This is a genomic window from Rhodococcus sp. LB1 (assembly GCF_001583455.1).
Classification (GTDB): domain Bacteria; phylum Actinomycetota; class Actinomycetes; order Mycobacteriales; family Mycobacteriaceae; genus Rhodococcus_F; species Rhodococcus_F opacus.
Window position 1 is genome coordinate 35,755 of sequence record NZ_LTCZ01000427.1, and the last position, 10,210, is coordinate 45,964.

Below are 10,210 nucleotides of genomic sequence, written 5' to 3' on the forward strand. Positions count from 1 at the left end.
CGTCGCAGACCGATGGAGAAGATTGGACGAACTGTGACGCCCACGCTCGACCGTCTCATCGCCTCGACGACCGAGGTCGACCCGCCGCTGGCCGCACTCGACCTGACCGCGCTGCGCGCCAACGCCGCCGACCTGGTGCTGCGCGCGGGCGGCACCCCCGTCCGCGTCGCCAGCAAATCCGTCCGCTGCCGCGCGGTCCTCCAGGTCGCCCTGGGGGAGAATCTCACCGGGGCCGGCGGGTTCCGCGGGATCATGGCGTATTCGCTTCGCGAGGCGATCTGGCTCGCCCGGCACGGCGCGGACGACATCCTGATGGGCTACCCGACGGCCGACCGCGGGGCCCTCGCCGAACTCGCGGCCGATCCCGAACTGCTGAACCGGATCACGTTGATGGTCGACAGCGACGACCACCTCGACTTCGTTCTCGCCGCGGCCGGCACCACGTCCCTCCGGGCCCGGCTGTGCATCGACGTCGACGCCTCGCTGCGGCTCGGGCCGGTCCACATCGGGGTCCGCCGCTCCCCGCTCCGCGAACCGTCCGCCGTCGCCGCGTTCGCGAGGCGCGCCGCCGGGCGGGGGTTCGCCGTCGTCGGTGTCATGTTCTACGAAGCGCAGATCGCGGGTCTGCCCGACTCCAGTCCGCCGATCGGCTGGATGAAGCGGGCGTCCGCGAAAGAACTCGCGACCCGTCGCACTGCCGTGGTGAACGCCGTGCAGTCGGAGGTCGGGGTGCTCGAGATCGTCAACAGCGGGGGCACCGGCTCGCTGGAGGTGAGCTCCGCGGACCCGGTCGTGACGGAGGTGACCGCCGGCTCCGGTCTGTACGTCCCGACGCTCTTCGACAAGTACCGCGCGTTCCGTCCGCACCCGTCGCTGTACTTCGCCCTGTCGGCGGTCCGGCGCCCGGCGCCCGGCATCGCGACGCTGTTCGGCGGCGGCTACATCGCCTCCGGTCCCGCCGGGGGCAGTCGCGTGCCCACGCCGGTGTGGCCGCCGCGGCTGAAGCTACTGCGCAACGAGGGTGCCGGTGAGGTCCAGACCCCGGTGACCGGAAAGGCGGCAGCGGATCTCGGCATCGGCGACCGGGTGTGGTTCCGGCACGCGAAGGCCGGCGAGCTGTGCGAGCGGTTCACCGAGGTGCACCTCGTCGAGTCGGACGGCTCCCGCACCGTGGTGCCCACCTACCGTGGCGAAGGTCAGTGCTTCGGCTGACCGGTGAGCCGCATGAAGGCACCCAGCTCGGTCAGACCTTCCGGGGTGCTCGGCATGTACTGCGTCAACGATTCCGACCGGATGATGATCGCAGCCCACTTGCCGCGGGACACCGCCACGTTCATCCGGTTCCGCGACAGCAGGAACGACATGCCGCGCGGCACGTCCTCGATCGCCGACGCGGTCATCGACACGATGGCGACGGCCGCCTCCCGCCCCTGGAACTTGTCGACCGTGCCCACCTCGACCTTGTCGAGGCCGACCGCGGCCAGATCGCGTTCGATCAACCCGACCTGCGCGTTGTACGGCGCCACCACCAGGATGTCGGACTCGTCGAGTGGGCGGGTGCCGTCGAACTCGCTGGGGTCGGTCCAGCCGGAACCGAGCAGCTTCGTGATCCGGTTGACCACCTCCCGCGACTCCTCGGGGGATTGGGTGGCGTTGCCCTGGTGGTCGACGAAGACGGTGTGCACACCCGGTTCCATGCCGTCGAGTCGTCGTGCGGCACTGGCCGATTCCTGCGAACGCAGCTTGCCGTCGTAGGACAGTGTCGACACGGGCGCGCACAGTTCCGGGTGCATCCGCCATGTGCGTTCGAGGAAATAGCCCCGGCTCTCGGGCAGCGCCCCGTGCCCCTCGGCGAGCCACCCGAGGGCCGACGCGTCCACCGGTTCCGGGTGAGTGCCCTGGCTGACCTGCGGAAGTTGCTGAGGATCGCCGAGAAGCAGGAGATTGCGGGCCGCGCCGCCCACCGCGATGGTGTTGGCGAGAGCGAACTGCCCGGCCTCGTCGATGACCAGCAGATCGAGGCTGCCGGGCGGAACCCGGTCGGTGTTCGCGAAGTCCCATGCGGTCCCGCCGATCACGCAGCCCGTTCCCTCGGCCTGGTCGATGAAGCCGGGGTAGTCGTTGGAGCTGATGTCGGTCCACGTCGCGGCGCGATGCCGCCCGTCCTTCTTCGCGACGAGTTCGGCGGGGAGCCCGGCCTTCACGACGCCGCCGAGCATGTTCTCGATCACCGAATGCGACTGTGCGACCACGCCGATCCGCCAGTGGTGCTGCTCGACGAGCGCCTTGATCACCCGGGCCCCGGTGTACGTCTTGCCGGTGCCGGGAGGCCCCTGCACCGCGACGTACGAGTCGTCGAGCTCGAGTAGTGCCGCGGTGATCGCGCCCGCGTAATCCGTGCCGTCGACGGGTGGGAGCGGATTCCCGCTCCGGGTGCGCGGGTCGGACCGCCGCAGAATGTCCACCGACGCGCACAGCGGGAGCTCCGGCAGCGGCGAGCACATGCCGTCCGCGGCCACCGCGATGGACGATTCGATCCGATCGGTCGTGATCGGGGGCCCGGGGGTGATCGCCGTCGGAAGTTGCACGTACTCCTCGCCGTTCAGGAGTTCCTCGACGATCACCACGTCGCGGCGGCGGCCGTCCTTCCCGACGTCGATCACGTTGACCGTGCACGTTCCCCGCTGCTGCGGATTGTCGCCCGCGACCGCCTCGGGTGCGGGGGTGTCGTACAGCGCGTACATCGTGGTCTTGGGCCCCACCGTGCTCCCGGTCCCGAAACGGCCGGTGAGCTGAAGTCGCCGGCGCAGCTTGCGCTGCCGCGGGCTGCTCTTGTGCCAGCTCTCCTCGACGACCGCGGACGACACCACCAGAACGTCCCGGATGTCCGACAGTTCGTCGTGCGGCACGACCAGCCGGTCGAAGTGCGCCCACCAGAACGGTTTCCGCTCACGGCGGTGATAGCCGACCGCCGCCGCCATGAGCGCGGCCGCCTGCTGGTCGTGTCCCCGGTGCTCGCTCGGTCCGTGCCCGGCGAACTCGCGTAACGCCGCCTCGGTGGGGGTACATTCCTCGGTCACCGGGGTGGGCCCGTCGCCGGGCGGCCGGAGGGCGACGCCGTGCGTCTCCGCCTGCCCGATCAGCCAGTCGCGCAGCCGCAGCGTGGAATCGCAGTCGTACTCGTTGTAGTCGGCGATGCCCTGCAACAGCGCGCGTGCCTCGTCCTCGCGGCCGTTGTCGCGGTGATCGCAGTAGTCGGCGTACGCGACCACCGATGCGGCGGCGTTGGTGACGTCGCCGTCGCGCGGCTGCTCCGGCATGTACAGCGGTTCGAGTTTCTTGATGCTGTAGGACCGTTCGCCGATGCGCAGGCACCCGCGCACCACCGGATACAGATCGACGAGGACGTTGTCGCGCAGCAGGGTGTCGACGGTCTCCTCGCCGACGCCGTGCCGTCCCGCCAGCCGCAGCAGCGCCGACTTCTCGTACGCGGCGTAGTGGTAGATGTGCATGTTCGGGTACCGCTGACGACGCGCGGTCACGTAGTCGAGGAAGTCGACGAGTGCCTGCCGCTCCTCGGCGCGGTCGTGTGCCCAGAACGGCCGGAACAGGGAGGCGTCGGCGGGACCCTCGACCACGCCGAAAAGGTATTCGAGACCCCAGTCCGTGGATCCGTTCTCGGCCCAGAGCGGGTCGCCCTCGAAGTCGAAGAAGATGTCGCCGTCGTCCGGTTCGGGCAGTCCGCCGAGCGCCTGCGGGGCGTACACCTGGAACTCGGGGGTCCCCGAGGACTCCTGCCGCAACTGCAGGGCGGCCTGCGCGCGAAGCGATTCCAGGGTGCGCTCGGGCAGGCCCTCGACGCTGCCCGCGTGCGAGGCGAGGGCGTCGAGAGTGCCGATCCCGGCCGCGATCAGCCGGCTCCGCTGCGTCGAGCGCATTCCGGCCACCAGCAGCAGGTCGCGGTGCTGCTCCACCTCCGGGGTGCACGTGTCGCACCGGCCGCACACCGTGTACCGGGGGTCGCCCCACTCCGCGAGGGACTGCTCGTCGCGGTGCTCGTCGAGAATTCGCTCGAGCGAGGCGCGTCGCGCGGAGTACACGGGAACGACGTCGCCGAGCGAGTGCGCCGAGTCGCTGTCGTCGCCGAGCAGCAGGTGGACGTCCGGTGACGTCGGGATCCCGTTGTCGGCCAGTGCTTCCGCGTACGCGGCGAGCTGCAGCAGGGCCGACACCTTCGCGTGCCGTGACAGTTTGGTGTCGTACACGGCATACGTGTCGCCGTCGCGGACGAGGAAATCGCAGAAACCCAGGAAGCGGCCGTCGAAGAACGTCCCCTGGTACACGACGTCGGCGCCGCCGCGGATCGCCTCCACGGTGGCCAGGTTCGCCTCGAACAGACCCACCGAGGTGTATTCGGGACGGTCCATCGTGACCACCCCGTCGCCGTACTCGGCGCGGAACTGCTCGAGCCGGCGATGTTCGTGAGCATCGCCCAGGCTCGACGTCCGTCGCAGCATCGGGTCGTCGTTTACGGACGTGGCGGCGGAACCGGCCCCGGCGAGCCCGAGCGTGGCGTCCAGCCGGCGCAGCAACGCGAACTCGCAGGTGGCGGCCGCCGAGAGGTCGCTGGCGCTGTAGACGATGGTGTCGTCGAGGAGGAACACAGCTACGTCCCCAGTTCTGCCGGTGAGTTCACCCGGCCGATTGTGCCATCGGGGTGCGACAGAGCCAGAATGGCAGCCATGCCCTTCTTCGACGGCCACTCCGGACGAGTCCACTACCGGCACTGGAGCGCGGTGGGAGGACCCGTCGCGCAGCTGGTGTTTCTCCATGGCATGGGGCAGCACACGGGTCATTACCACCGGTTCGCGCGCGGACTGACGCCCGCCGGAATCGGGGTGTGGGGGATCGACCAGGCCGGTCACGGACTGTCCGAGGGCGACCATCCGGGATCCGTGGCGGACCTGGCGGAGGACGCCGCGCTTCTCACCGGCCTCGCCGGCAGACATGCGCCGGATGTTCCGCTCGTGCTCATGGGGCATTCGCTCGGTGCCGCGGTCTCGATGGAACTGCTCACGTCCGGTGACTCCGGTTTCCGGTGCGCGATTCTGTGCGGGACGCCGAAGACCGCCGCCGTGCAGCAGACGGCGGATGCGCTCGGGTCACTCGGGATACCGCTGCTCGCGGTCCACGGCGTGGACGACCGCATCGCACCGATCGACCCCGTCCGGGACTGGGCGGCGGGGATCGGAGGCCTCGAATTCCGGGAGTTCGAGGACGCCGGACACGACCTGCTCCACGAGAAGGTCCACACATCCGTGACCACGGTGGTCCGCGACTTCATCCTCGGCGCTGCGCGCCCGTGAGTCCTCGACCACTCACGGGCGGCGGAGCCGCTTACGCGTAGATGGCCTCGATGGCCGCGCCGTGCTCCTTGTGGATGACGTTCCGCTTGAGCTTCAGCGTGGGAGTGAGCTCACCGGTCTCCTGCGTGAAGTCGACCTCGAGGATGCGGTACTTCTTGATCCGCTCCGGGTTGGACACCTTCTTGTTGCCCTCGGCCACGGCCTCGTCGATCTCGGCGACCAGGTCGGGGTTCTTCACCAGTTCGGACACCGGGGCGTCGGCGGCCAGTCCGTGGCGTTCCTTCCAGCCCGGAAGGGTTTCGGAGTCGAGGGTGATGAGCGCGCCGATGAACGGCTTGCCGTCACCGACGACGAGGCACTGGCTGATCAGCGGGTGCGCGCGGAGTGCGTCCTCGAGTACCGCAGGTGCGACGTTCTTGCCGCCCGCGGTGACGATGATTTCCTTCTTGCGTCCGGTGATCGAGATGTAGCCCTCTTCGTCGATCGAGCCGAGATCGCCGGTGTGGAACCAGCCGTCCCGGATCGAATCCGCGGTGGCCTGCTCGTTGTGCCAGTACCCGCCGAACACGACGGGACCCTTCAGGAGCAGTTCGCCGTCCTCGCCGATCTTCGCGGCGTGGCCGTCGATCGGCTTGCCGACGGTGCCGACCTTCTGCGCGCGGGTGGTGTTCACGGAGATGGCGGCGCTCGTCTCGGTGAGGCCGTAGCCCTCGTACACCGGGACGCCGATGCCGCGGAAGAAGTGACCGAGGCGTGCACCGAGTGCGGCGCCACCGGAGACGGCGCGGTCGCACTCGCCGCCGAGGGCGGTGCGCAGCTTCGAGTAGACGAGCTTGTCGAACAGGGCGTGCTTGAGCTTGAGGCCCAGCCCGGCGCCGCCGTTGTCCTGCGCCTCGCTGTATGCGATGGCCGTGGCGGACGCCTTCTCGAAGATGCTGCCCTTGCCGCCGTCGTACGCCTTCTGCTTGGCGGAGTTGTAGACCTTCTCGAACACGCGCGGCACCGACAGGATGAAGTGCGGCTTGAACGCGGCGAACTGGTCGAGCAGCGTGGTGAGGTCGGCGGTGTGCGCGACCGTGACCTTGGCGTCGAACGCACCGAAGGAGATGGCGCGGGCGAAGACGTGCGCGAGGGGCAGGAACATCAGGGTGCGCCTGCCCGCGTACATCGCGTCGCTGAGTGCCAGCTTCACGGCCGCGGACTCCGCGTAGAAGTTGGAGTGGGTCAACTGCACGCCCTTGGGGCGGCCCGTGGTGCCCGACGTGTAGATGAGAGTCGCGGGGGAGGACGCGCGCACCTGGTGACGACGCTCGTGCAGCTGCTCGTCGGTGACGCCTTCGCCGCGCTTCGACAGTTCGTCGATGGCGCCGCCCTCGATCTGCAGGACCTCACGCAGGTCCGGCGCGGCGTCGGTGACGACCTTCAGCGCGTCGGCCTGCTTGGCGTTCTCGACGACCAGCAGCGACGTGCCGGAGTCTTCGAGGATCCACTTCGCCTGATCGGGCGCAGACGTTTCGTAGATGGCGACGGTGCACCCTCCTGCCGTCCAGATCGCGTAGTCGATGACGACCCACTCGTACCGGGTCGCCGACAGGATCGCGACGCGATCACCGAGCTCGACGCCGGAAGCGATGAGGCCCTTCGCGACGGCGGAGACCTGCTCCGCGAACTCCGCGGCGGTGACGTCTACCCACCCACCGTTGCCGGGGCGCTTGAACGGAACGAACTTCGGGTCTTCCTCGGCATGACGGAAGACCGTGTCCGCCATGGAGGCGTCCTCCGGAATTGAGAACGACTGCGGTACCGAGAATTCACGCACTATGACCCCTCCACTGAAACGACATGACGGATGTGCATTCGATCACATTTGTCCCAGTTTCGCACCAGGGTCGATGTCCGTTATGTGTATTTCTGTTCTGACCAGCGGAGATAAGTGTAACTTGGCGTAAACTGATAACTCAGGCAGCCTCTTCCACGCGGCGCGAGTTGGCCGACAGCCAGCGGCGGATCGCGTAGTTCAACTGGTCGGGATCGACACCGAGTTCGGTGGCGGTCGCCGCGAGGATCTCCTCGGCGAGGCCGTCGTCGGTGGCCTCCGAAATGCCGAGCGCGCCGCTGATGAACACGTCCGCCACCCGATTCGGCCGGACCCCGGGGATCCCGGCGAGCATCAGGAAGTGCGCCCACGTGACATCGCTGCTCTCCCCGCACACCTCGATCCACGCGTCGTGGATCTGCTCCAGGGCGGCTTCGTCGCGGGCGGCCTCGAGAAGGTCGTCGATGCTGTTGATCCGGAGCTGGTGTAGTCGCTCCGCCGCCAGCTGGATGTGGCGCGCTTCGATCGGCACACCGGTCGCGGAGTACCGCCTCTTGTACGAACCGACCTTGCCCGCCCACTGATCCGAGCTGCCCGCCTCCTCGAACGTGCGGAGAAGGTCGCGCGCGCCGTCGGTGAGGGGCTGATCGGGGTGCGCCCGCCGGTACGCCAGGTATCGGTCGACGACGGCGACCTCGCTGTGCCCGGCGCTCGACTGCACCGATTCGATGATGCAGAGGGCGAGGCTGTGCCGGTAGGCATCGGAGGTGACCCAGCCGGACGGGTCTCCCAATCGGTCGCGGCACGCGGTGACGACGGTTTCGACGGTATCGGCAGAGACGGTCACGAGATCCTCCAAAGGCAGTCTGTTCTGTGCTCTGTCCGGTGTATCGACAGGGCCTCCGGGAACGTTGCACTGGAGCTGAAGATTCCTCGAGAACCACCGTCAGTGGTGGGCCAGCAGGTCTGTGACCTCGCTGTCCGAGAGTTGATGAAAATCGTCGTACGCGTTGCCGACTCCGCCGAGATCGGCCGGAATGTACGGGCAGACCACCTCGTCGGCGGTCACGCGCAGACGTCCGACGGCCTCGGGCGCCGCCACCGGGACCGCGACGATCACGCGTGCCGCGCCCAGTTTCTTCACCGATTGGCACGCCACCGCCGCGGTCGCGCCCGTGGCCATGCCGTCGTCGACGAGGACGGCCGTGCGGCCCTTGAGTGACACGCGCGGCTTCCCGCCGCGCAGCACCCGCGCCCGCCGTTCGAGTTCGCGGCGCTCCTTCGCCTCGACCATGGCGAGTGCGGGCTTGCTGATCCGGGCGATGCGGATGACGTCGTCGTTGATCACCCGGGATTCGCCCTCGCCGATGGCGCCCATGGCGAGTTCCGGCTGCCACGGGACACCCAGTTTGCGGACGAGGACCACGTCGAGGGGTGCCGACAGCGCGGCAGCGATCTCGAACGCGACGGGGACGCCGCCGCGCGGCAGACCGAGCACCACCAGATCGGTGCCGCGCAGGTGCTCCAGTGCGGCGGCCAGTCTGCGGCCGGCGTCGGCGCGACTGGTGTACAACATCGAACGCTCCGTGATCGGGGAGAACGGTTCGTCTCCGACGCTACTCCCGATCGGGCCGTTCAGATCTCGCCGACGGTGAATCGGCGCAGGGCGAGGGCGGGGTTCTTCTCCCGCACCTCGGTGATCCGCTCCGCGCTGACCGCCGCGACCGCGGTGCCCACTCGCTCACCGAGCGAGGCGAGGGTCACGCCCATCGGATCGACGATCATGCTGTTCCCGGCCCCGGTGCGCGCGCTCTGGTCGGCGGCGGCCACGTACACGGTGTTCTCGATGGCGCGTGCCCGCACGAGAGTGGACCAGTGGTCCTCCTTCAACGGTCCGGGCACCCACTGTGCGGGCAGCAGCAGCACGTCGGCGCCCGCGTCGACGATGCGGCGGGTGACCTCGGGGAACCGGAGGTCGTAGCAGGTCTGCATGCCGAACGTGAGGCCGTCGACCGCGAAGGTCTCCGGGGCGCCGATCTCCCCGGCGCGGATGACGTCGGATTCCTTGTAGCCGAACGCGTCGTACAGGTGGAGTTTGCGGTAGGTGGCGACGATGTCGCCGCCGGGTCCGAGCGCGACGAGGGTGTTGGAGATGTGATCGTCCCCGGGCAACTGCTCGTTGACCCCGGCAATCAGGTGGACGTCGAGTTCCTTCGCGGTCGCGGCCAGCCCGCTGACGAACTCGCCGTCCAGGCCCTCGGCCGACTCGACGATCCGCTCGTCGGTTCTCGGCGCCGTGAACATCGCGTACTCCGGCGCCACCACCACCTTTGCGCCGCGGCCGGCGGCCTCGGCGGCGAGCGTGCGCAGGGTGCGCAGGTTCTCCTGCTTGTCCTGACCGGGAGCGAACTGAATGACAGCGACATCGACCATGCCGTCCACGCTAGGCGACGAGGTGCGGCAGGTGTCTCCCGTCCCGGTCGCCGCGTATTTCCGCGGCGTGGCGATGCACTGTGGACTCGTGCACTAAACTGCTGGTCAATGAGTGATATCGAGCGTGACCCCGAACCCCCCACTTTTGCCGACCTCGACATCGATGATCGGGTCTTGAAGGCACTGTCCGATGTGGGCTACGAGTCGCCCTCGCCGATCCAGGCAGCCACCATTCCGCCCCTCCTCGCCGGCAACGACGTCGTCGGCCTGGCGCAGACCGGCACCGGCAAGACCGCTGCGTTCGCGGTACCGATCCTCTCGAAGATCGACCTGACGCAGAAGTCGCCGCAGGCGTTGGTCCTCGCTCCGACGAGGGAACTGGCGCTGCAGGTCGCGGAGGCGTTCGGCAAGTACTCCGCCCATATTCCGGGCCTGCACGTCCTGCCCATCTACGGTGGTCAGAGTTACGGCGTCCAGTTGTCGGGGCTGCGGCGCGGCGCACACGTCGTGGTGGGCACGCCCGGTCGAGTGATCGACCACCTGGAGAAGGGCACGCTCGACCTGTCCAAGCTCTCCTACCTCGTCCTGGACGAGG

The 10,210-nt window shown here is 68.7% G+C and carries 8 protein-coding genes; 3 read left to right on the forward strand and 5 right to left on the reverse strand.

The window, feature by feature from the left end:
* Window positions 1-12: 12 nt before the first annotated feature.
* The gene (locus AZG88_RS44520) at window positions 13-1,212 is read left to right on the forward strand and encodes an amino acid deaminase/aldolase (RefSeq protein ID WP_082833650.1); all 1,200 of its coding nucleotides are present in this window, start codon (window positions 13-15) and stop codon (window positions 1,210-1,212) included.
* Here the strand turns inward: AZG88_RS44520 and AZG88_RS44525 are convergent.
* On the reverse strand, window positions 1,197-4,664 hold the full coding sequence (locus AZG88_RS44525; protein WP_061041795.1) for a TM0106 family RecB-like putative nuclease: 3,468 nt from the start codon (window positions 4,662-4,664) through the stop codon (window positions 1,197-1,199). The two genes, AZG88_RS44520 and AZG88_RS44525, sit on opposite strands and share 16 nt — an antisense overlap.
* A 78-nt stretch (window positions 4,665-4,742) precedes the next feature.
* Here AZG88_RS44525 and AZG88_RS44530 point away from each other — a divergent pair, with 78 nt between their 5' ends.
* Entirely contained in the window at window positions 4,743-5,366 is a 624-nt protein-coding gene (locus tag AZG88_RS44530; RefSeq protein ID WP_061041850.1) for an alpha/beta hydrolase, read from the forward strand.
* A 31-nt stretch (window positions 5,367-5,397) separates the two neighbouring features.
* On the opposite strand, the gene AZG88_RS44535 is transcribed toward AZG88_RS44530, so the two are convergent.
* The 4 genes from AZG88_RS44535 to AZG88_RS44550 form a co-directional block, all read right to left on the reverse strand.
* A complete protein-coding gene (locus tag AZG88_RS44535; RefSeq protein WP_005239393.1) occupies window positions 5,398-7,185 on the reverse strand; it encodes an AMP-dependent synthetase/ligase in 1,788 nt (595 codons plus the stop codon).
* 139 nt (window positions 7,186-7,324) lie between these two features.
* Window positions 7,325-8,029, reverse strand: a complete 705-nt coding sequence (locus AZG88_RS44540) for a hypothetical protein (RefSeq protein WP_061041851.1) — start codon at window positions 8,027-8,029, stop codon at window positions 7,325-7,327.
* A 99-nt stretch (window positions 8,030-8,128) separates the two neighbouring features.
* Window positions 8,129-8,758, reverse strand: a complete 630-nt coding sequence (locus AZG88_RS44545; RefSeq protein WP_061041796.1) for a phosphoribosyltransferase — start codon at window positions 8,756-8,758, stop codon at window positions 8,129-8,131.
* 59 nt (window positions 8,759-8,817) lie between these two features.
* Complete coding sequence (locus AZG88_RS44550) at window positions 8,818-9,615, reverse strand: carbon-nitrogen hydrolase family protein (RefSeq protein ID WP_061041797.1); 798 nt, start codon at window positions 9,613-9,615, stop codon at window positions 8,818-8,820.
* 108 nt (window positions 9,616-9,723) lie between these two features.
* On the opposite strand from AZG88_RS44550, the gene AZG88_RS44555 reads away from it, so the two are divergent.
* Window positions 9,724-10,210 (forward strand): DEAD/DEAH box helicase (locus AZG88_RS44555; RefSeq protein ID WP_156517765.1); only part of this gene is annotated, 487 nt, incomplete at its 3' end.